Source organism: Nocardia sp. NPDC004718, assembly GCF_053601535.1.
On record NZ_JBSGCA010000010.1, the window covers coordinates 147670 to 167747 of the forward strand.

Genomic DNA, 20078 nt, shown 5'->3' on the forward strand with positions numbered 1-20078 from the left:
CTTTGCCTTCCGATGCAACACCTCGTCGCGGGCAACGCGTTGCGCGCGGAATAAGCCGGACATGCGCCGCACGCCGGCGGGCGTGAGCGGCTGCCCACCCGCGACGTGCACGGCGCGACGGAACATCCCGACAACCACCGCGCGCCCGTCGGTGATGGAAGTTTCGCGCTCAGACGCTCGGGGTCAGTGCGCGGAGAGGCTTGTCGAGTTCACGGCGGTAGAAGTCCAGGAAGCCGTCGGGGTCGGGGCCGGCGTTCTGCATCACGAGATGGTCGAAGCCCGCATCGGTGTACTGCTGGGCGGCATCGAGATAGCGGGCCGGGTCCGGGCCGCAGGCGAAGTTGTCGAGGACGTCTTCCAGCCGGACGGTGGTGGTCGCGGCGGCGAAATTGACCGGGTTCGGCAACTCGCTCATCACCTTCCAGCCGGTCAGGGCCCAGCGGGTCGTATCGAGCACCGCCTTCGCCGCCGTCTCCTCGTCGGGCGCCCACGCCATGCCGACTTCCGCGTATCGAGGGCCCGCGCCGCCGGCCGCGCGGTAGCGCTCGACGATTTCGGACTCGGGCTCGGTCGCGAACAGGCCGTCGCCGAGTTCCGCGGCGATACCGGCCGCCTCCGGCCCACCGCTCGCGACGGCGATAGGCGGGAGGGTCTCGGGCAGATCGAAGACCCGTGCGTCGGAAAGGCTCAGGAACTCCCCCTCGTAGGAGTGATAGCCGCCGCTCCAGAGCAAGCGGATGATCTCGATGGCCTCGCGCAGCATGCGATGCCGGATGCGTACGGGCGGGAATTCCCGGCCGACGACATGCTCGTTGAGACGTTCACCAGAACCGACACCGAGGGTGAAGCGGTTGCCGGACAAGATCGCCAGAGTGGCTGCCGCCTGCGCGACGATCGCGGGGTGGTATCGCAGAATCGGGCAGGTCACTCCGGTCGCGAGTTCGATCCGCTCGGTCTTCGCCGCGATGGTTCCGAGCACGGTCCAGGCGAACGGCGAGTGCCCCTGGTTGTCCAGCCAAGGATGGAAGTGGTCACTGATCTCGACGAAGTCGAAACCCGCCTCCTCCGCCCGAACGGCTTGCCGGACAAGCTCGTTCGGACCGAATGCCTCGGCCGCCAGTTTGTACCCGATGCGCATTGCCACCTCCTGGTTCGACTGGGAGCGGCCGGCCACCGCGCGAACCGGCTCTTGGCGCGCGTACCCGGCATGCGGCAGTGAAAACTTCGCCGCGTCATTCGGCCCGACCGGCGACAAAGCGCAACCCGGGCGGTTCACTCACGAGTCGGCCAGTAACTGGCAGCGTGCCGGCCCTGCGGCACATAGGTGTTCTCGTCGTCGACTTCCGTGACACCCAGGTGCAGCAGTAGCAGCACCGTCACCAGGCTGATGCTCACGATCAGCGGGGTGAGCAACTGCGTCGCGCCGGCCCCGGAAGGTGCGTGCATGTGCTCGGCTTCGTGCACATGCATCGCGAGCATGCCCGTGTAGTGCATGCCGGACACCGCGACACCCATGACCGCCGCCGCGCCGACGGTGACGAGCGTGCTGCGGGTGTGCAGCGTGAACCACAACGCTGCGGTCGCCGCGACGACGGCGATCACCATGGACAACGCGACGATCCGTCCGTCGTAGCCGATCATCGCGTCGGATTTCATGGCGTACATGCCCGCGTAGTGCATCGCGCCGACGCCCAGACCGGTCACCCCGCCGCCGGCCAGCAGTCCCACCGGTCCCAGCGCTCGCTGGTGTGCGATGCGCAGTCCGATCCACACCACCGCGATGGCGATCACGGCGCTGAGCAGGGTGATCGGAACGTCGTACCGGATCGTCGCCCCCTCGATGGCGAAGCCGAGCATCGCGATGAAGTGCATGACCCAGATGCCGGTGCCGCCGATCGCGACCGCCGCGGCGATCAGCCAGCCGTCGCGTGCGGACCCGGTACGCGATCTGGCCACGCATCGAAGTCCCAGCAATGATCCGGTGAACGACATGACGTAGGCGACGATGGGCGTAAGCCATCCGTGACTGAAGTGGTCGATTTCCAGCACGCGACACTCCCTCGCTGGATAGATTCGGGCCGGCGGCGAAGCGAAGCCCGGATCTCACATAGTGAAACTGCAGGTAGATGGTTTAGAGTACTACTATCCTCTTTATAAACATAGGATGAGTTCCAACTAGCGGGAACACTGCGCCGACAGGCCATCGAAGCGACGACGCTACGGTCCGCAGCGTCGCCTCTGCACGCAAGGTCGGTCGACAGCTAGCATCTGGCTTTCACGTGACGGCAGCACGACCCGAATCTCACTCACCGGACCCGCGGCCGTCGGTACCGGCCCACCCGGACGCCGGTATCCGAGCGGTAGCCGAAGTTCGAAGTGCCGTATGGGTCAACCGGACTCGCGTTCGGATGCACATGCGAATGCGATTTCGGCACGGCGGCCCAGCCTTTCGGAAACCGAGCACGGGCACAATCGCAGTTAACGCCCAAGGCCGGACGCGACGGCCCCGGCCTCCGTCCCCGATGACCCGCTCCGGCGAAGACCTTCCACGCCCTCGTATCTCCTGGGATCGTCGTCCGAGGCCAGCACGAACGCGACGATCGGGACACCGATTCCGGCGCTGCCGCGGCGGCGCAACGGAGCGAGCCGGGTCGGCGAGCACGCCCAATCGCGACTTCTGGCGAACTTTCAGCGTTTCTTCGTATGTCTCACCTGGGTAACAGCGTATGGTCGCGCTATGCCGACAGCGACGTCGATCGACACCGGAGCCGAACACCTCGCCTGCTGGGTCACCGTCGTGGGGCAACGTCTACATCAGTTGCCGACAGCAAATCCGCATATCCTGCTCGCCCACGCGATGAGCGGGTTCCTCGCGATCGGCCGGGCGAGCATGGCCCTGCTGACCACCTCCGCCAATCCGACCGACATCCGAGACCACGATCTCGTCTTCGAGATCACGGCCGACGCGGAACGCTGGCTCACCGACGCGGCGACCGAACCGATCGTCAATCAGGTCACCGACCGCGGCGAGCACATTCAGCGTTATCTCAGTCCCGCCGCGCTCGACACCGTCGCCAAAGCACGCCTGCGACGCTGCGCGCAGGCTACCGCGATCCATACCCGCGATCTGCTGACCGGGATCGACGCCGACCCGGCCGCGTCGGAGGAGATCCGCGATCTCGCCCGTGATCTCGCCGCGCGAGCGAACATCATCGCCACCGTCTACGCCGACGACCCGCAACAACTGCTTTCGATGGCCCGCCAGGCGACTCGGTAGCCGACCACTCCAGGAGTTCGGCGAGCACGGGTCACGCCCGATCGAGTGCGGCACGCGACCAGCGACGCGTTCACATCGAGGCCGCGATGATCGACAATGGTGACATGACGACGGTGCTGCTCGGCGGCGACGTCATGCTGGGCCGGGGTGTCGACCAGATCCTGCCGCATCCCGGCGACCCGAGGCTGCGCGAACGGTACGTCAACGACGCACGAACCTACGTGGAGCTGGCCGAGCGCGCGCACGGCGAGTTCACTCATCCGGTCGGATACCGGCACTTGTGGGGTGATGTGCTGCCGCTGCTCGCCCAGCTCGACCCCGAGGTGCGGTTGCTCAACCTGGAGACGTCGATCACCGCCGACGGCGCGTTCGCTCCCGCGAAGGGCATTCATTACCGGATGCATCCGGACAACGTGCCCGCGTTGACCGCGATCGCACCGGTGGTCTGCGCGCTGGCCAACAATCACGTGCTCGATTTCGGAATTCCCGGGCTCGCCGACACCCTCGAAGCGCTCGACGCCGCGCATATCGACCGCGCCGGCGCGGGGGCCGACCTCGCGGGCGCCCGTGCCCCCGCCACAGTGGAACTCGCCGACGGCCGCCGCGTGGTGATCGTGTCGGTCGCCGCCGGATCCAGCGGTGTTCCGGAATCCTGGTCGGCACGGCGCGACCGGCCGGGCCTGTGGCGAGTGGGCTACTCCCCCGGCGCCACGGCGGCCGATGATGTCGCCGCCGAGGTGGCGGCGCACAAGCGGGACAACGACATCGGCATCGTTTCCGTGCATTGGGGGCCGAACTGGGGCTACGACGTGACGCGAACCGAAACACAGTTCGCGCACCGATTGATCGACGCCGGAGTCGACGTGGTGCACGGGCACTCCGCGCATCATCCGCGTCCGATCGAGATCTACCGTGGCAAACCGATCCTCTACGGGTGCGGCGACGTCATCGACGACTACGAAGGCATCCGCGGCCACGAGCGGTACCACACGGACCTGCATCCGCTGTATCTCGTGGCGGTCGACCACGGTTCGGCGGAGGTCCGGCTGATTCCACTGCAGGTGCGGCACATGCGCCTGGAATGGGCGCCGCGCGCCGAATCCCGTTGGCTCTGCGCCAAACTAGAAGACATCAGCCGCGGTTTCGGCACCCGCGTGGCGCCCGGAACCGACGACCTCCCTGTCGTGTTCAGTGCCCCACGACGGTGAGATGGCGATGGAACCACGCAACCGCCGAGTCGGCGACTTGTTCGAGCGCACCGGGTTCCTCGAACAGGTGTGTCGCGCCGGGAACGATGTCCAGCTCACTCGGGCACGGCATCCGTAACTGCGCCTCCCGATTCATCTCCAGTACCCATCGATCGTTGCCACCCACGATGAGCAGTGTCGGTGCGCGGACCGAGCCCAGCCGCGAACCGGCCAGATCCGGACGACCGCCACGGGAGACGACCGCCGCGATCTCGGTGCCCGGTTCGGTCGCCGCCCACAGTGCCGCGCCCGCGCCGGTGCTCGCCCCGAAATATCCGGTCGGCAGGCCACCGAGCTCCGGCCGCGTCCGCAGCCAGTGCGTCACCTCGACCAGCCGGTGAGCGAGCAACTGGATGTCGAACACGCGGGCGCGATCGCCTTCCTCCTCGACGGTCAGCAGATCCACCAGCATCGTCGCGAATCCCGCCTGGTTGAGGACCTCGGCGACGAACCGGTTGCGCGGACTGCGCCTGCCGCTGCCGCTGCCATGGGCGAAGGCGATCAGCGCGGTGCGCTCCGGCGGCACAGCCAGCACCCCGGCCAGTCGGGTGTACTCCGACGGCACGATGACCTCTTCTGTCCGCGTCGGGGACGGGTGTGCGGACGGCATCGAACACCTCCTGTTATCCGGCGTACCCGATCGAGTCGGTCGCACGCAAGGGCGAAGGTCCTTCGTCAGCACGATGGGCGTGGCGCCGTCAGCGGAACGTCGCGCCGAGATACTCGGCCAGATCGTCGACCGCGGACGCCCACCCCGCGTAACCGAGGTATCCGTCGGGACGCACGACATACGCGGCCGCGCCGGTGGCACCGTAGGCCTTCGCGAAATCGGCGTCACGGTCGCGGATGACCGGCAGCAGCGTATCGTCGACCCGGGCTCCGGGCGCGGCGAGCAGGTACACGTCCAGGCGCCGGTGCGCTCGGCGGCGCGCCGCTGCGGCAAGATCGGCCAGCGCCCCGATTTCGGTCCCGGCGCTGTCGTCGGCGTAGAGCAGGAGGGCGTGATCGGTCCGTCCGAGCAGCGCGAACAGGCGGATCGGGAAGGTGACCGCGCCGCGGACCAACCCGGCGGCGTCGGGAGCGCGCAGTCCCGCCCGCAGACCCGGCCAGCGGTCGGCCGCGCGCGCGACGATCGGGCTGTCGCGGTAGTCGATCAGCAGTTGCGCCTCACGCCGGATGACGAAATCCAGGTCCGATTCCCCGGCCCCGATACCCGCTCGCGCACTGCGCACCGTGCGTCCGACCACTTCTTCGCCGACCGGCCTGCGCTCGGCGTCGTAGCTGGCAGGCAGTTTCGGCGCACTGTCGCCGCTGACCGCCAGCGCGAGCTTCCATGCGAGATTGTGCGCGTCCTGAATGCCCGTGTTCATCCCCTGCGCGCCGGTGGGCGGATGAATGTGCGCTGCGTCGCCTGCCATGAAAACCCGTCCGCGCGCGTAGGAATCGACGATGCGGTGACTGATTCGGAAGACCGACGACCACCGCAGTTTCGACGCGGTGACCGGCTCGGGAGCGAGGCGGTCGAGGACGGCTTGGATATGGTGCAACCGCGGCGTGGGGCCGCCTTCGAATCCGTGCACGAGTTGGTCGGGGTTGGGCGTTTCCGCGGTGGTGAGCTCGTCGGGGACCAGCATCGACACTCGGTACCGGCCGCGTCCCGGCAACGGTATGCACACCAGCAGGTCATCGGTGACGCCTTCGGTGCGGTGCGTCGAGCGGATCACGTAGCCGCGGGGCAGCGACCAGTCGAGTTCGACATCGCCGAGCATGTATTGCTCGGCGAACGCCGCTCCCCCGAAGGACAGGCCCAGCCTCTTGCGGACGATGCTGTGCGCTCCGTCGCAGCCGATCAGGAACTGCGCGTCGACGGTGTGTTCGCCGTCGGCGTCGACGAGCACCGCGCGCACGCCGCTGTCGTCCTGCTCGAAGGTCGTCAGCCAGGTGGCGCGTTCGATCCGGGTGCCCGTCTCGGCCAATCGCTCCCGCAGGATTCGCTCGGTCACGTATTGCGGCAGCCCGATGAACCCGTAGGGCACGTCCGCGGGCAGCGTGAGTTCCGTCCTGGCCACCTCGGCGCCGTTCACGTAGACCAACTGGCCACGCAATTGGAGGGATACGTCGAGCATCCGGCGCAGGACACCCAACCCTTCGAACACCTCGAGCGTTCGCGGTTGGATGCCTACGGCCTTCACGTAACGGGGCGGCTCGGGCAGCGCGTCCACGATTCGGCAGGCGACACCGCGCCGGGCCAACTCGATTGCCGCGGTCAACCCGACCGGCCCAGCACCGGCTATGAGTACCTCTGTGCCGACCATGCGATACCGCCTCGGACTGCGTACTCACACAGTGATTCGGGCGAGTCTACTCGGCCCCGCCGGGCGTTGACGGTCGGTCCGCGTCTTCGGATTCGGCGGACGGCTTCGACGTGACGACGTTGATGCGCAACGGGAGGCGGAACAGGTTGCCCGATCGGTTGCGGACCCACTGGGTGACGGCGGCGACCGCCGAGCCCAGCGAAGTCACGCCCGCGAGCAGCGCCCATGGCGTCAGCGTCGCGGACGTGTAGGCGACCTGCCCGATACCGGGCACGACGAGTTTGCCGTTGCCGAACGCCCAGTTCATCAACGATCCGATCTGCCCGCCCAGATCCGTCTTGCGTCCGACCATCGCCTTCAGCTCGGGGCCCTTGCTGTTGATGTAGAGCACGGTGAACACCACGAACAGCGCGGCGACCAACGTGGCCAGCGTCGCCAGCCGATTGAGCGCCTCGATACGAAGGCGCAGGTTCACCACGATCGCGAAAAGCGCGATGACGATAGCGGCACAGGCGAGCAATGCCCAGAAGCCGGTGATCCGGGCGCCGGGAGGCGCCGATCGCGACCAGACGTTGAGGAACCGCGTGGTGATCTCCATCTTGCCGAACGCGTTGGTGCTGACCTTGCCATCGGCGCCCGCGGCGGTGAGCCATGGCTGGAACAGCAGCACGAGCGTCACCAGGCTTCCGACCGCGGCCCACACATAGCCCCAATATCCGCGCAGCGCGGCCAGAATTGCCTTCGCCGGCACGACGGCGCCGCTTCCCGCCCGGTCCTGCCGGGCGGACCGGTCGTCTCGCGTTTCGTCCGACTGCCAAGGCGTTGGCTGCACCATTACCTCAGTTTAGGGTCGCGGCACCGACCTAATTCGGGCCTACTCACCAACAGTGGGAAGTCTCCATACGGATGCGGTGACGCGGCCCAACGTGCGGCCCCACCCCGCTTCGAGGGCGTAACGATCACCGTTACCGAACGGCTCTGCCCCGCGCCGAACGAATCCGCACAGCGCCTGCCGTGGCAACGCATCGGGCCGATGGCTATCGCTCCACGACACGATCGGAGATAGTCAGGTCTCCATTGGGCAAAGGAAAGTCGACTACATATCGGAGCGCATAATTCCGGTGATTGTGGGCAAAAAGAATCTGCTGGTAGGTTTTTCGCCCGGGTTGGCTGCCGCTACCCCGAAAAAAGCGCCATCGGTGATCGTCCTGTTACGTAATGCCGGGGAACTTGACGTTTCCTTGCCTGGTGCTCACCACACTATGGGTGAAGCATGAATCTCGTGAGTCAGAGTTAAGTTTCACTCGAGTCAAAGGATGCACAATGTCGACCAAAATCACGAAAATCGTCGCAGCGACCGCAATGGCCGTCTCCTTCGGCGTCATCGCGGCTCCCGCCGCTACCGCCGAAACGACGCCGTCGGGCGCCGCGACGCCGGTTTTCGGCTCGGTAGTCTTCTGCATACCGCTCGGCAGCGCCGTCTGGTGCATCTGAGAGCGCCTGTTGTGCGGCCTCGCCGCGTTCCGGCGGGGTCGCACTTCTGGGCTGGAAGTCTTCTCCAGCTCCCATGATCGGCGGTGTGCGAGGCATTCCGCCCAGTGTCACGCGAACCGACATGAGGAAGGCAGATCGCCGCAGTTGCCGCCGCACGCGGATCGACCGTTGCGGCGGCACTGTCACCATCGACCTCCTTTGTGCCGCACCCGCGATCGCCGTGTCGTCCACCGAGGCGCGATGCGGGTGGCAAGCCTGGGCGACTCGGCGCCGAAAGCAGCTCTTGACTTCAGGTCGACCTCAACTCGCAAGCTGAGCGCAGCACGAGGAGAGGTGACCATGACAACGTTCGGTGCAAAGCAGAGCCGCGGCTACGACCAGCGGGCTTCCCGGCTACTCGGGGGCCTGTACCGCCGGATCGCCGCGGATGTAGACGCAATCGCGCAATCGGGGGCGTGGGTGCTCGACGTGGGGACCGGGCCGGGGGAACTATTGGCGCAGTTGAGTTCTCGGCGGCCGGATCTGCGGCTGCACGGCATCGACCTCTCCCCGCACATGATCGACCTCGCCGATGCGAAGCTGTCCGGCGCCGCGGTGGAACTGTCGGTCGGTGACGTGGCCGCGCTTCCCTACCCCGACGACAGCTTCGAGCTGGTCGTCTCCAGCCTGAGCATGCACGAGTGGCCGGAGGTCGACCGCGCGATAGCCGAGCTGGCGCGGGTATCGCGACCCGGCGGCACCGTGGCGATCTACGACTTCCGTTTCCTGCGCTCGGCGGCCGCGCTCAGCGCGCTGCGCCGTTCGTTCGAGGCGGCGACCGTGCGGCGGGAAGCGGTACGTCCGCGGCGTCAGCCCATCGGGCTGTACACGCGGCTCACCGCCCGCGCCGCCTAGAGTGCGGGTATGGCGGGCGACGACATGCCGATCGGGGAACTCGCGGCGCGGTTCGGTCTGGCCACCCACGTGCTGCGGCACTGGGAGGATGCCGGATTGCTCGCGCCGCGGCGGGACGGGGCGGGCCGTCGCCGCTACCGCGACGACGATGCGGAAACCGTGGCGATGATCCTGATCGGCAAGCAGGTGGGTTTGTCGCTGGAGGAACTCGCCACACTGTTCGCCGAGGCATCCGACCGCTCCGCTCGCCGCGAATTGCTGCGTGCCCACCGCGACCAGCTCGTCAGCCGGATCGCGCAGTCCACCGCGGCGCTGGAGACCATCACGCACGCTCTCGACTGCGCCGCCGCGGACTTCCGTGACTGCCCGCACTTCCGGGCCAAGGTCGCCGACGCGCTCGCGCTGGTCACGAACCGGTCAAGGCCATGAGGTAAATCGTTACGGCGCACGGAATTCCGTCCTGACGGCGTAGTTTGCCGCCGTGCGGGCGCGGCGCGGTGAATCGGCGGCGACAGGGGGTGCCGCGCCGCTTTTCTCGGATTAGGATCGAGTCCTGCGAACTCGGACACAGCAGCCAGTAACACTTCGACTCGATAGAGGTGCCCCGTGAGCAGGACGATTCGAATTCCCGCGGTGGAACTCGCCGATCATGTCGGCGAATCCGTCGTCGGGTACGGCACCCTCACCCAAGCAGGAGTGGTCCAGCCGGGCGGCGACCTCGTGGTCGCGGTTTTCGGCATCGAGACCAACCGGCGCGAAAAGTCTTTCACGCCGGGTCAATTGGTCGAATTGGAGGTTACCGACTGACCGCGGCGGCCGGATTCGTACGTGCCGGCCGGTGCAGTGGCGTTCCGTGCTCCACCGCGTCGGCCGGCCGATTCAACCGATCAGCGCATTCATGATCGTCCCCGCGCTGGTGGCGATGACACCGCCGAGCATTCCGCCCGCGACCATCTTCGCCGACGCGAGCGGACCACCGTTCCATTTCTCCCAGGCGAATCTTCCACCCGCATAGGCGATTCCGGTGACTCCGGAGAGAATCACGAACCACGTGAAATACCGGAACAGCTGGAGAATTTTTTCCGAGTTCGGGGGGGCTTCGGGGACCGGGTCGTCCACCTGAGCCAGAAGAAATGCTTCGACTGCCGTATGGATCGTCATTGATCTGTCTCCGTCGCGTTTCCGCAGGACAAGTTATACGCAATCGCTATGACGTTCGAAGTATCGCGATCCCCGAGGCTCGCGTCAACCCCTCGCCGGGCCGAGGCCACCGCAACGCCGGCGTTCGCCGCGCGCGAAGCCGTGTCGAACCGCCGTGGACGGGTAGTGCGTGCATGTGAGCTACGACTGTGACGGCACGGCGGGCGGTGACCTCGACCCGGTTGCCGCGCGGGCGGTGATCGAACAAGCCAAAGGCGCGGTCATGCTGGTCTATGGCCTCGACGCCGACGAAGCGTTCGACATCCTGCGCGTGCGGTCGCAGGAAACCAACACCAAATTGCGCGTTCTCGCCGCCAATGTGGCCGCCGAGCTACCGTCGGTCGGCCTGCCCGGCGTGACCAGCGAACTGCGCAGCCGGGTCGACCGGCTGCTGTCGACGGCGCACGAGCAAGGCCGTTGAGCGCCGCTGCGGGCTACCGCTTCTGGGCGACGGCGAAGACTCGCCGGAAGGGTAGCCAAGTGGTGCCGTCGGCGCGTCGAGGGTAGGCGTTGCGCAACAGTGGGGCGAGTTGCGCTGTGAACTCCTGCCACTGCGCGTCGTCGAGGGCCCCGCGCACGGGCCGCAACGCCGTGCCGGTGACCCACTCGAGCACCGGATCTTCTCCGGTCAAGCGTTGCAGGTACGTCGTCTCCCAGGCATCGACCGCCCCGCCCGCGGCGGCGAGCAGGTCGGCGTATCCGGCGGGATCGAGCACCGCCCTCGGCTCGAGGATGCCCGCTCGTCCGAGGCTGTCGCGCCAATCGTCGCGAGCGGCCACCTGGCGGATCGCCCGGTGCGAGGCCGCGTCGAAATTGCCGGGCACCTGCACGGCCAGAAACGCGCCCGCGGGAAGCTCTCGCATCCACCGAGCCAGCAGGTCCGAATGCCCGGGCACCCATTGGAGGACGGCGTTGCAGACCACGACATCGGTCTCCGCGCTCGGCTGCCATTCCTGTACCGCACCGAGCGTCGCATCGATGCCACGATCTCGCGCGGCCGCGACCATCTCCGGCGACGAGTCGAGCGCTCGCACGATCGCGCCCGGCCAGCGCCGCGCGAGGACCGCCGTGAGATGCCCGGGACCGCAGCCCAGGTCCACCACCACCCGGGGTTCGGCTGCGGCGACCCGGCTCAGCAGGTCGAAGAACGGGCGGGACCGGTGATCGTCGAAGGCGAGGTACTGCTGGGGATCCCACATAGGCCACTCCGAGGCTCGCTACCAAACCGTACGTACGTACTGTACGCCTGCCTCGTGCTCAGAAGAAGGTTCCCCGAGAACGGCAACGAGTCGACGGCGAACAGCGCGTCCGCGACCGCGACCGCACCTGGACGGTGTTCGTCGACACGGCCCGCGAAAGCCAGTTCGCGCCACGTCGTTCCGCCCAGATAGACCGCCGCGAGATCGGAGATACCCGTGGTGAGATCCGGGTTTTCCCGAACTCGTCACACGCCGTCGACAGCGATCCGGTAGCGGCCGGAGTTCGCCGTCAGGATCGGGTCCCGCACCTCCACCACGACCGCGGCGGCCTCGCGATAGGTGCGCCGCGCCGGCGCGTGCCCGACATCGACCAGGCGCAACCAGGTCTCGTCCCTGGTCGACACCACGCGCACCGCGCGTTCGTCGGTGAGCAGGTGGCGCAGCGGACTGTCTACGACTCCGCGGTGCCGATCAGTTCGCCATCGATGTAGGCGCCGAGCGTGCGGCCGGGCTCCGACAGCTCCGCGGCAGGGGTCAGCGGCGGCAAGCCCACCATGGCCGTGCGGAAAAGAGCGTTGGCGGAACGGATGTCGTCCTCGGTGAGGAGGGTCTGCACAGCGACGATCACGACTCGATCCTGCACGAGCCGCCATCGGATGCCGACCTGCGGGCACGCTCAGGCGGAAAGTCAGCTGGCATCACGGTTTCGTAACGGGCCGCGGTGGGTATCACATAGCTATGACGGATTACCGACCAACCCGCATCGCCGGTGTGGAGCCGGGAACCGGCGCGCTCGCTTTGACCACGTGCCTTGCCTTTTCGATCGGCATCGCCGCGCTCACCCAATCGGCGTTCACCACTCTCGTGGCGTGTGTGAGCATCGTGGCGGGGCTCACACTCGTGCTGAACATCCTGCCGCGCAAGGCCTGACCGCGCGGACCTTGCCTCGCACGCCGAATCCTGGTGGCATCTACCCGGGTATCGACGTCAATCGGGAGGCAGGCATGCTGTCGTTGCAGGAGATTTCGGATCGGCTCGAGATCGAAGACCTGATGGTGCGGTATTCGCACGCGGTCGACACTCGACAGTGGGACCTGCTGGACGAGGTGTTCACCCCGGATGCGCACATCGACTACTCGGCCATGGGCGGATCGGTGGGCGATCTGGCGGCGACGAAGCAGTTCCTCGCCGCCGTCCTGCCCAACTTCCCGGCCTTCCAACACCTGATCAGCAACTCGTCCATCCGAGTCGACGGTGACACCGCCACCGGGCGGACGATGTGTCACAACCCGATGCTCGTGTCCGGCGGCGACGGACCGCCGACGATGATGCTGTGCGGCCTCTGGTACCACGACACGTTCGTCCGCGTGGACGGACAGTGGCGGATCGAGCAGCGCGTCGAGGAGAAGAGCTTCCTCTTCGTCGCGCCGTCCGCTCCCGGCATGGGCTGACGCTACGGAGACCGCCGCTGTTCCTCAGCGCGCCGACAGCGCTGATGGCGGGGCCTCGGACGTGTGGGCGGGTTCCTCGCGCGCGGGGCTCCCGTCGCCCACGACCTTCCGCCTGCGGGCGACCAGGAACAGCACGACCAGCACCACACTGAACCAGACGTAGGTGTTGCCGATGAAATGCTGCCAGGGTGTCCACGCGGTCTCCCGGTGCTCGCCGTCGGGCAGCCAGTTGTGCGGGCCGATGACGAATACCGCCGCGGTCACCACGAACGTCGCCCACCACCCGATCGCCCGCCTGCCGGGCAGGCGGGACGCGTGACCGACCATGGCGAACAACGCGGGCGCGATCCACACCCAGTGGTGGGACCAAGAGATCGGCGAAACCAGCAGCGTGAAGACGGCGTTGAGGGACAGCGCGAGCGCGGGCAAGTCGGCGGCTCTGCGCATGGCGGTGACCACCAGCGCGAGCAGCAACGCGCCGAGGACCAACCAGATGATGGTGAACGCGGGCTCGGGCGTTTCGAAACGAGAGAACACCGCTTGAATCGACTGATTCGTGTGGAATGCCGAACCGCTCAGCCCGGACACGTTGCCCAGGCCGCCGAACCAATACTTGACGGACTCCTTCGGCAGAATTGCGAAGCCGAGCGCCGTGGCGGCCGCGCCGGTGACCGCGGCGGTCGCGGCCGCGCGGTAATCCCGCCGGACCAGGAAGTAGAGCACGAAGGCCGCGGGCGTCAGCTTGATCGCGGCGGCGACGCCGATCAGCATGCCCCGGGGCCAGCGCGCCTTGTGGGTGAGGCAATCGGCGGCGACCAGGGCCATCAGCAACAGGTTGACCTGACCGAAGTCCAGCGTGGAGTGAATCGGCTCCAGCAGCAGCCCCAGCGGAGTGGCGCACGCGGTGGCCCAGACTGCCAGCCGGCGCTGCGACTCGTCCGGCCACACCCGCCGCGCCACCAGATAGAGCGTGAGGGCCAACGCGGCCACCGACGAGACGAAGAAGCTCAACGCGGCGACGTCCCAGGGCAGCATCGCGAAGGGGCCGAGCGCGAGCGCGGCGAAGGGCGGGTAGATGAAGGGCAGGCCCGCTCCGATGGTGGTCTGCGGCAATTGCCCGTACATGTCGGCGCCGTGCCGCATGGCGTCCACGCCCAGGCGATACACCTGCAGGTCGATGAACCCGCCGGTGATCTTGTGGAACGGCCAGACCGGTGTCAGCAGGCAGAACGCGGAGAACGCGAGTGCGAGGACCGGCGCCGGGCGCAGCACGCGCGCGAGTCGACGGTTCTGGGACATCGGCGTTCCGGCGGTGGCGGTGACACTACTCATCCGCGGCGACTATACCGACCCGGGTCCGCTCGTTCACCACATGGGGAGGCGGTTTCGCGACTGTCGCGTGAGGGCTGCGGAAACGGGTAAGCCGCCACCAGCACAAGGGGCACAGGAGGTCGGCCGATGGTGACGAAGGCGCCCGGCGCCGCGATGTACGTCCCCGAGAACGCGGATCTGACGCGGCTGCGGCAAGCGGCCTGCGACTGCCACGGGTGCGATCTCTACCGTCATGCCACGCAGACGGTGTTCGGCGCGGGGCCCCAGGACGCCGACGTGGTACTGATCGGCGAGCAGCCCGGCGATCAGGAGGACGTGGCAGGCCATCCGTTCGTCGGTCCGGCGGGGCGGCTGCTCGACCGGGCGCTGGCGGAGGTCGGCATCGACCGCGACGCGGTCTACCTGACCAACGCGGTGAAACACTTCAAGTTCGTGGAGCGCGGCAAGCGGCGCATCCACAAGCAACCCGGCCGCACCGAGGTGGTCGCCTGCTCGGCATGGCTCGACGCCGAACTCGATCTGCTGCGTCCGCGGTTGGTGGTGTGCCTCGGCGCGATCGCGGCGCAGGCGGTGCTCGGCCCCGCGTTCAAGGTCAGCGCACGCCGCGGCGAGGTCGTCGAGACGGCCGACTTCCGCGCGATCGCCACCGTGCACCCGTCGTCGGTGTTGCGCGCGCCCGACCGTACCGCCGCCTACGAAGCGTTCGTCGACGATCTGCGCATAGTGCGGGAACAACTGGGAAAGTCGGCGGCGGCGCGCTGATCACGCGGCCCAGGACAGGAGTGAGTGGATGAGCACCGACGAGATCGACCCGGAATTGCTGGAACTGGCCGCCAAGGTGTTCGACTTCGCTCGGCGCGGGGACACCGCGAGGTTGGCCGCCTATGTGGACGCCGGCGTGCCGGTCGACCTTACCAACGACGCGGGCGACACCCTGCTCATGCTCGCCGCCTACCACGGGCACGCCGATGCCGTGGCGGCGCTGCTGCAACGGTCGGCCGATCCGGACCGCGCCAACGACAAGGGCCAGACTCCGCTGGCCGGCGCGGTTTTCAAGGGCGAGAGCGAGATCGTGCGACAACTCGCGGCGGCGGGCGCCGACCCCGACGCGGGCACCCCGTCGGCCCGCGACGCCGCGGTCATGTTCGGCAAGACCGAGCTGCTGGAAATCTTCGGCTGAGCGGGTCACCCGCGCTTGCGCACGGCGGTGACGGCCTTGCGCGCGGCCACCAGAACGGGATCCCACACCGGGGAGAACGGCGGTGCGTAACCGAGATCGAGCATCGTCATCTGCTCGACGGTCATCCGGGCGGTCAGCGCGACCGCGGCGATGTCGACGCGCTTGGCCGCGCCCTCCCGTCCCACGATCTGGGTACCGAGCAAGCGTCCGGTGAGGCGCTCGGCGAGCATTTTCACCGTCATCGGCGCCGCGTCCGGGTAGTAGCCGGCGCGGCTGGTGGATTCGACCTCGACGGTCACGTATTGCAGGCCCGCTGCCCTGGCGTCCTTCTCACGAAGACCCGTTCGGGCGACCTCGAGTTCACAGACCTTGCTGACCGCGGTGCCCACGACGCCGGGAAAGAGCGCGTAACCCCCGCCGATGTTCGCACCGATGATCTGACCGTGCTTGTTGGCATGGGTGCCGAGCGGGATGTGGCGTTCCCGGCCCGAGACGAGGTCGAGCACCTCGACGCAATCGCCGCCCGCCCAGATGTTCTCGTGCCCGCGTACCCGCATGGCGACATCGGTCCGCAGCCCGCCGTACTCCCCCAGCGGCAGACCGGCGGCGTGAGCCAGTTCGGTCTCCGGGCGCACGCCGATGCCGAGCACCACCACGTCGGCCGGGTATTCCGCGGTGTCGGTGACGACCGCGGCGATCCGGCCGTCGTCATCCGTCCGGAACTCGGACACCTCGACGTCGCCGACCACCTTGATGCCCATTCCGCACATCGCGTCGCGCACCAGAGCACCCATGTCGGGGTCGAGCGTGGACATGGGTTCCGAGCCGCGGTTGACCATCGTGACGTCGTAGCCGCGCCGGATGAGGGCCTCGGCCATCTCCACGCCGATGTAACCGGCCCCGACCACGACGGCGCGGTTGCCGCGCGCCCGCTCCAGCGTGTCGAGCAGGGCCTGCCCGTCGTCGAGCGTCTGCACACCGTGCACACCCTTCGCGTCGATACCGGGCAGCCGCGGCCGGACGGGGCGGGCGCCGGTGGCGATGACGAGGTGGTCGTAGGACATCCATGCCGAAGCGCCGGTTTCCCGGTCGCGATAGCGCACGCGAGCCTGCTCGGCATCGATCTCGGTGACCGCGGTGTGCAGCCGCAAGTCGATCTCGCGGGACCGATGTTCCTCGGGCGTGCGGGCGATCAGGGCATCCCGGTCGGCGACGTGACCGCCGACCCAATACGGAATGCCGCAGGCCGAGTAGGAGGTGAACCCGCCGCGTTCGAAGACCACGATCTCCAGCGCGTCGGCGTGCTTCATCCGGCGCGCCTGCGAGGCCGCCGACATTCCGGTCGCGTCACCGCCGATGACCACCAGTCGCTCGCTCATGGCTTCACGCTACGTTCGGCGTCCACCCGGCGGCCGCGTGGGCCACCGTTCCACGAATTTGCTGGTTGCGCTGCGGGTGACCGATCCGTACTTCACACTGATCTTCTGGCAAACGCGGTATGAGGGCAGCGTTTTGACCCGGGAGCACGACATGACCGAGACCCGACCCCCTTCCGACGACGAACGTCGGCTCGCCGAACTTGGCTACAAGCAGGAACTGGCCAGATCATGGTCGGGTTTCTCCAATTTCGCCATCAGCTTCACGATCGTGTCCATCCTGACCGGTGGATTGGCCAGTTATGGCATCGGTCTGGCGAACGGCGGCCCGATCACCATGGCCTGGGGGTGGCCGCTGGTCTCGCTCATGGTGTTGTTCGTCGGACTCGCCATGGCGGAATTGGCCTCCGCCTACCCGACCTCCGGCGGCTTGTACTGGTGGGCCGCCGAACTGGGTGGACCGGTGTGGGGCTGGTTCACCGGATGGTTCAACCTGATCGGGCAGATCGCCGTGACCGCGGCTATCGATTACGGCGCCGCCATCTTCACCACCGTGGTGTTGAACGTCGTCGGAATCGACATCGGCACCGACCGCACCGCGATTTTCCTGGTGTTCGCCGCCATCCTGATCTTGCACGCCGTCCTGAACGTGATCGGCCCGCATCTGTCGGCGGTGATCAACAACGTGTCGGCGTGGTGGCACGTGGGTGGTGTGGCGATCTTCGTGGTCGTCCTCGGCTTCGGAGCGGAACACCACCAGAGTGCCCGATTCGTCTTCACCGAGACGGTGGACAACAGCGCGATCGGATTCGGCGGGGTCGCGTTCAGCTTCCTGCTCGGCCTGCTGCACGCGCAGTACACTTTCACCGGCTACGACGCTTCCGCGCATATGTCGGAGGAAACACACGATGCGTCGCGGATGGCGGCCAAAGGGATCATCAACACGATCGTCGTGTCCGCGATCGCCGGATATCTGCTCATCATGGCGGTGACGTTCGCCATCCCGAATCTGGACGACGCGCTGGATCCCGCGAAGAACAGCGGCTATCCCGTGATCTACATCCTGGAGAACTCGCTGAACGGCTTCTGGTCGGGTTCGCTGCTGATCATCGCGGCGGTCGCGCAATTGTTCTGCGGATATGCCTCGGTGACCTCGGCTTCCCGAATGCTGTTCGCGTTCGCGCGGGACGGCGCCGTGCCGGGGTCGAGGTTCTGGTCGCGGCTTTCCACGCGCAAGGTACCGGTGCACGCGGTGCTGTTCATCTCGTTCTTCGCGTTCGTGCTGCTGATTCCGTCGATGCTGGTGCCCGCGGCGAACGCACCGACCGCCTACGCCGCGGCGACCTCGGTCGCGACCATCGGGCTCTACATCGCCTACGGCATTCCGATCCTGTTGCGGCAGCGGCACGGGAGCCGATTCCGTACCGGCCCATGGCACTTGGGTGCGTGGTATCGCCCGGTCGGCGTGGTCGCCTTGATCTGGATCGTGCTGATCAGCTTTCTGTTCATCCTGCCCACCGACGCCCGCGGCTATCCCTGGCACAGCGAATTCACTTGGAACACCGTGAACTACGCACCGATCACCCTGGTCGGCGTGGTGGGCGCGATCGGCATCTGGTGGCTGGCGTCGGCCCGGACCTGGTTCACCGGGCCGAAACGGACGGTGGACGAGCCGCCCGCCGACCAGCCGGAGCAGGAGGCGCCGGCCACCGCCTGAGGCACGACCGGTCCGGTCGCGGCTTCCCTGATCTGGCGTATCGAGTTTGTCGGCCTCGGTCGCTAGGGTGTGTCGGCATGGAAAGGACCGACCTGGTGCGTTTTTCGCCCGCCGGGAGAATTGTGTTCCCGGGCAATCCGTGGCCGGAAGGGCACGCGATCGAGGAGTTCGCGTGGACCGGCCGCATGGACCAGGCCGGCAGCCTGTGGTTCGATCTGCATCTGCGCTCCGCGGCGTACAACGCCGAACGCGACCCCGCCCACGGCGAGGAGGACGGCGAGGACTGGCTGTCGCCGATCGTGTGGCAGAACTATCACAGCTGCACGCTGTCGTCCACGTACTGGGGCGAGGACGACGCCACCGGCCTGCGCGCCGCGGCGCCGGGTCGGCCCTTTCGACTGAAATCCGAACAGCCGCAGTGCCTCACGGTCGACCCGCTGCCCCTCGCGCACGCCGACGACGTCGAATACCTGGCGTTCAACATCTATCTGCTCGGACACGACTCGGTCGCCGACCAGGAAGTGTCGTTCACCCGGCGGTCCGACGGCAGGCACGACATCGACTGGCAGGGTCGCATCGCGCTGACCTACGCGGGTCAGGTCGAATTCCGGTACCGATTCCGGGCCCGGATATCCGGCGCCACTCTCGAATACATCCGTTTCCCGGCGGAAATCTCCGCCGATCGAGCGCTCCGCCAGCTCGGCGCTGTGCTCGACGCTCCCGAGGAGTTCGAACTGGGTCTGGTCGACGGGCAGCCCGCGTGGGTGTCGAGAATGCCGGTCTAGCCTTCTCGGCCCCGGTTCACCGGTTGCCGGTATGGCCGGGCAGCACGCACACCGAATCCAAGCCGAGCACGTGGTTCAACCGGCCGAAGGCCAGCCATGAGCCGATGCTCATGCTCAGTTCGACGACTTCGGCCTGGCTGTAGCGGGCGAGCATCCGATGCCAGAACTCTTCGTCCAGGTTGTGATGATCGGTGGCGTAACGCTCGGCGTATTCCGCGGCGAGCCGGGTGCGTTCGTCGAAAGCGTCGGTGGTGCGCCAGTTGGTGACGGCGTGGGCGAATTCGGGCTCGACCTTCACCCCGTCGCGTTCGGTGCGCCAGTCCATGCAGAACAGACAGCCGTTGATCTGGGCGATGCGCAGCCGGGCCGCCTCGAACTCACGCAGGCCGAGCGTGCTGTGCGAGTACACCGACAGCGAGAACTTCGAGGCGGCGACGCCGATGCCGGGGACCATCTCGCCCCAGACGTAGCCGATCGGATCCTTGCCCTCGGGAACGTCGATGATCATGGATGTTTCCCTAAGTTTGTAGGTGTCTGGGGTTGGTGCCCTGGATGCCCAGGGCGGTGGGGTGTAGCTGATGGTTGTTTGCCTCTATCGAGGCTTGAAAGGA

25 protein-coding genes and 1 pseudogene are annotated in these 20078 nt (G+C 67.4%); 13 read left to right on the top strand and 13 right to left on the bottom strand.

What is annotated here, in order from left to right; translation table 11 throughout:
* Window positions 1-169 precede the first annotated feature (169 nt).
* Together ACWEH3_RS10590 and ACWEH3_RS10595 are read right to left on the bottom strand one after the other, a co-directional pair.
* Window positions 170-1138 carry a TIGR03557 family F420-dependent LLM class oxidoreductase gene (locus ACWEH3_RS10590; protein ID WP_450021203.1) on the bottom strand — a complete coding sequence of 323 codons (969 nt, stop codon included), beginning with the start codon at window positions 1136-1138 and terminating at the stop codon, window positions 170-172.
* Window positions 1139-1272: 134 nt separating this feature from the next.
* Window positions 1273-2049 (bottom strand): MHYT domain-containing protein, encoded by a 777-nt coding sequence (locus ACWEH3_RS10595; protein WP_450021201.1) that lies wholly within the window; start codon window positions 2047-2049, stop codon window positions 1273-1275.
* Window positions 2050-2737: 688 nt separating this feature from the next.
* On the opposite strand from ACWEH3_RS10595, the gene ACWEH3_RS10600 reads away from it, so the two are divergent.
* Window positions 2738-3277: a hypothetical protein gene (locus ACWEH3_RS10600; protein WP_450021199.1), complete on the top strand. Its 540-nt coding sequence runs from the start codon at window positions 2738-2740 to the stop codon at window positions 3275-3277.
* An 86-nt stretch (window positions 3278-3363) separates the two neighbouring features.
* Window positions 3364-4485, top strand: coding sequence for a CapA family protein (locus ACWEH3_RS10605; RefSeq protein WP_450021197.1), 1122 nt, complete (start codon window positions 3364-3366; stop codon window positions 4483-4485).
* On the opposite strand, the pseudogene ACWEH3_RS10610 reads toward ACWEH3_RS10605, so the two are convergent.
* The 3 genes and pseudogenes from ACWEH3_RS10610 to ACWEH3_RS10620 form a co-directional block, all read right to left on the bottom strand.
* A pseudogene (locus ACWEH3_RS10610) lies at window positions 4466-5137 on the bottom strand (dienelactone hydrolase family protein); the annotation flags it as partial. The gene ACWEH3_RS10605 and the pseudogene ACWEH3_RS10610 sit on opposite strands and share 20 nt — an antisense overlap.
* 85 nt (window positions 5138-5222) lie before the next feature.
* Window positions 5223-6839 (bottom strand): FAD-dependent monooxygenase, encoded by a 1617-nt coding sequence (locus tag ACWEH3_RS10615; protein ID WP_450021195.1) that lies wholly within the window; start codon window positions 6837-6839, stop codon window positions 5223-5225.
* A 46-nt stretch (window positions 6840-6885) separates the two neighbouring features.
* Complete coding sequence (locus ACWEH3_RS10620; protein WP_450021193.1) at window positions 6886-7674, bottom strand: hypothetical protein; 789 nt, start codon at window positions 7672-7674, stop codon at window positions 6886-6888.
* A 488-nt stretch (window positions 7675-8162) separates the two neighbouring features.
* Between ACWEH3_RS10620 and ACWEH3_RS10625 the strand changes: the two genes are divergently transcribed.
* From ACWEH3_RS10625 to ACWEH3_RS10640, 4 genes are all read left to right on the top strand, one after another.
* Window positions 8163-8333 (top strand): hypothetical protein, encoded by a 171-nt coding sequence (locus ACWEH3_RS10625; RefSeq protein WP_355075308.1) that lies wholly within the window; start codon window positions 8163-8165, stop codon window positions 8331-8333.
* A gap of 339 nt (window positions 8334-8672) precedes the next feature.
* Window positions 8673-9227 (top strand): class I SAM-dependent methyltransferase, encoded by a 555-nt coding sequence (locus tag ACWEH3_RS10630; protein WP_450021191.1) that lies wholly within the window; start codon window positions 8673-8675, stop codon window positions 9225-9227.
* A gap of 9 nt (window positions 9228-9236) precedes the next feature.
* Window positions 9237-9656 carry a MerR family transcriptional regulator gene (locus ACWEH3_RS10635; RefSeq protein WP_450021189.1) on the top strand — a complete coding sequence of 140 codons (420 nt, stop codon included), beginning with the start codon at window positions 9237-9239 and terminating at the stop codon, window positions 9654-9656.
* Between the two features lie 177 nt (window positions 9657-9833).
* The gene (locus ACWEH3_RS10640) at window positions 9834-10034 is read left to right on the top strand and encodes a hypothetical protein (RefSeq protein ID WP_450021187.1); all 201 of its coding nucleotides are present in this window, start codon (window positions 9834-9836) and stop codon (window positions 10032-10034) included.
* Between the two features lie 72 nt (window positions 10035-10106).
* On the opposite strand, the gene ACWEH3_RS10645 is transcribed toward ACWEH3_RS10640, so the two are convergent.
* Entirely contained in the window at window positions 10107-10388 is a 282-nt protein-coding gene (locus ACWEH3_RS10645; RefSeq protein ID WP_355075301.1) for a hypothetical protein, read from the bottom strand.
* 175 nt (window positions 10389-10563) lie between these two features.
* Here ACWEH3_RS10645 and ACWEH3_RS10650 point away from each other — a divergent pair, with 175 nt between their 5' ends.
* Window positions 10564-10848, top strand: coding sequence for an ANTAR domain-containing protein (locus ACWEH3_RS10650; protein WP_450021185.1), 285 nt, complete (start codon window positions 10564-10566; stop codon window positions 10846-10848).
* Between the two features lie 13 nt (window positions 10849-10861).
* Here the strand turns inward: ACWEH3_RS10650 and ACWEH3_RS10655 are convergent, their stop codons facing one another.
* The 4 genes from ACWEH3_RS10655 to ACWEH3_RS10670 are packed head-to-tail and all read right to left on the bottom strand — an operon-like array spanning window position 10862 to window position 12254.
* Window positions 10862-11626, bottom strand: a complete 765-nt coding sequence (locus ACWEH3_RS10655) for a trans-aconitate 2-methyltransferase (protein ID WP_450021183.1) — start codon at window positions 11624-11626, stop codon at window positions 10862-10864.
* The gene (locus tag ACWEH3_RS10660) at window positions 11560-11838 is read right to left on the bottom strand and encodes a sterol carrier protein domain-containing protein (RefSeq protein ID WP_452358303.1); all 279 of its coding nucleotides are present in this window, start codon (window positions 11836-11838) and stop codon (window positions 11560-11562) included. Before ACWEH3_RS10660 ends, ACWEH3_RS10655 begins: the two co-directional genes overlap by 67 nt.
* Window positions 11839-11871: 33 nt before the next feature.
* Window positions 11872-12030 (bottom strand): hypothetical protein, encoded by a 159-nt coding sequence (locus ACWEH3_RS10665; RefSeq protein WP_450021181.1) that lies wholly within the window; start codon window positions 12028-12030, stop codon window positions 11872-11874.
* A gap of 47 nt (window positions 12031-12077) precedes the next feature.
* Window positions 12078-12254, bottom strand: a complete 177-nt coding sequence (locus ACWEH3_RS10670) for a hypothetical protein (RefSeq protein ID WP_450021179.1) — start codon at window positions 12252-12254, stop codon at window positions 12078-12080.
* A 110-nt stretch (window positions 12255-12364) separates the two neighbouring features.
* Between ACWEH3_RS10670 and ACWEH3_RS10675 the strand changes: the two genes are divergently transcribed.
* Window positions 12365-12556, top strand: a complete 192-nt coding sequence (locus ACWEH3_RS10675; RefSeq protein ID WP_450021177.1) for a hypothetical protein — start codon at window positions 12365-12367, stop codon at window positions 12554-12556.
* Between the two features lie 74 nt (window positions 12557-12630).
* On the top strand, window positions 12631-13077 hold the full coding sequence (locus ACWEH3_RS10680) for a nuclear transport factor 2 family protein (RefSeq protein ID WP_450021175.1): 447 nt from the start codon (window positions 12631-12633) through the stop codon (window positions 13075-13077).
* A 24-nt stretch (window positions 13078-13101) separates the two neighbouring features.
* Here ACWEH3_RS10680 and ACWEH3_RS10685 read toward each other — a convergent pair whose 3' ends face one another.
* Window positions 13102-14409: a glycosyltransferase 87 family protein gene (locus ACWEH3_RS10685; protein ID WP_450021173.1), complete on the bottom strand. Its 1308-nt coding sequence runs from the start codon at window positions 14407-14409 to the stop codon at window positions 13102-13104.
* A gap of 126 nt (window positions 14410-14535) precedes the next feature.
* On the opposite strand from ACWEH3_RS10685, the gene ACWEH3_RS10690 reads away from it, so the two are divergent.
* Window positions 14536-15171, top strand: a complete 636-nt coding sequence (locus tag ACWEH3_RS10690) for a UdgX family uracil-DNA binding protein (RefSeq protein ID WP_397074959.1) — start codon at window positions 14536-14538, stop codon at window positions 15169-15171.
* A gap of 28 nt (window positions 15172-15199) precedes the next feature.
* Window positions 15200-15589 (top strand): ankyrin repeat domain-containing protein, encoded by a 390-nt coding sequence (locus ACWEH3_RS10695; protein WP_355075288.1) that lies wholly within the window; start codon window positions 15200-15202, stop codon window positions 15587-15589.
* Between the two features lie 5 nt (window positions 15590-15594).
* On the opposite strand, the gene ACWEH3_RS10700 is transcribed toward ACWEH3_RS10695, so the two are convergent.
* A complete protein-coding gene (locus tag ACWEH3_RS10700; protein ID WP_450021169.1) occupies window positions 15595-16968 on the bottom strand; it encodes an FAD-dependent oxidoreductase in 1374 nt (457 codons plus the stop codon).
* A gap of 151 nt (window positions 16969-17119) precedes the next feature.
* Here ACWEH3_RS10700 and ACWEH3_RS10705 point away from each other — a divergent pair, with 151 nt between their 5' ends.
* Together ACWEH3_RS10705 and ACWEH3_RS10710 are read left to right on the top strand one after the other, a co-directional pair.
* Complete coding sequence (locus ACWEH3_RS10705; RefSeq protein ID WP_450021167.1) at window positions 17120-18682, top strand: amino acid permease; 1563 nt, start codon at window positions 17120-17122, stop codon at window positions 18680-18682.
* Window positions 18683-18759: 77 nt separating this feature from the next.
* A complete protein-coding gene (locus tag ACWEH3_RS10710) occupies window positions 18760-19467 on the top strand; it encodes a hypothetical protein (protein ID WP_450021165.1) in 708 nt (235 codons plus the stop codon).
* A gap of 16 nt (window positions 19468-19483) precedes the next feature.
* Here the strand turns inward: ACWEH3_RS10710 and ACWEH3_RS10715 are convergent, their stop codons facing one another.
* Complete coding sequence (locus ACWEH3_RS10715; protein ID WP_450021163.1) at window positions 19484-19975, bottom strand: carboxymuconolactone decarboxylase family protein; 492 nt, start codon at window positions 19973-19975, stop codon at window positions 19484-19486.
* Window positions 19976-20078: the final 103 nt, after the last annotated feature.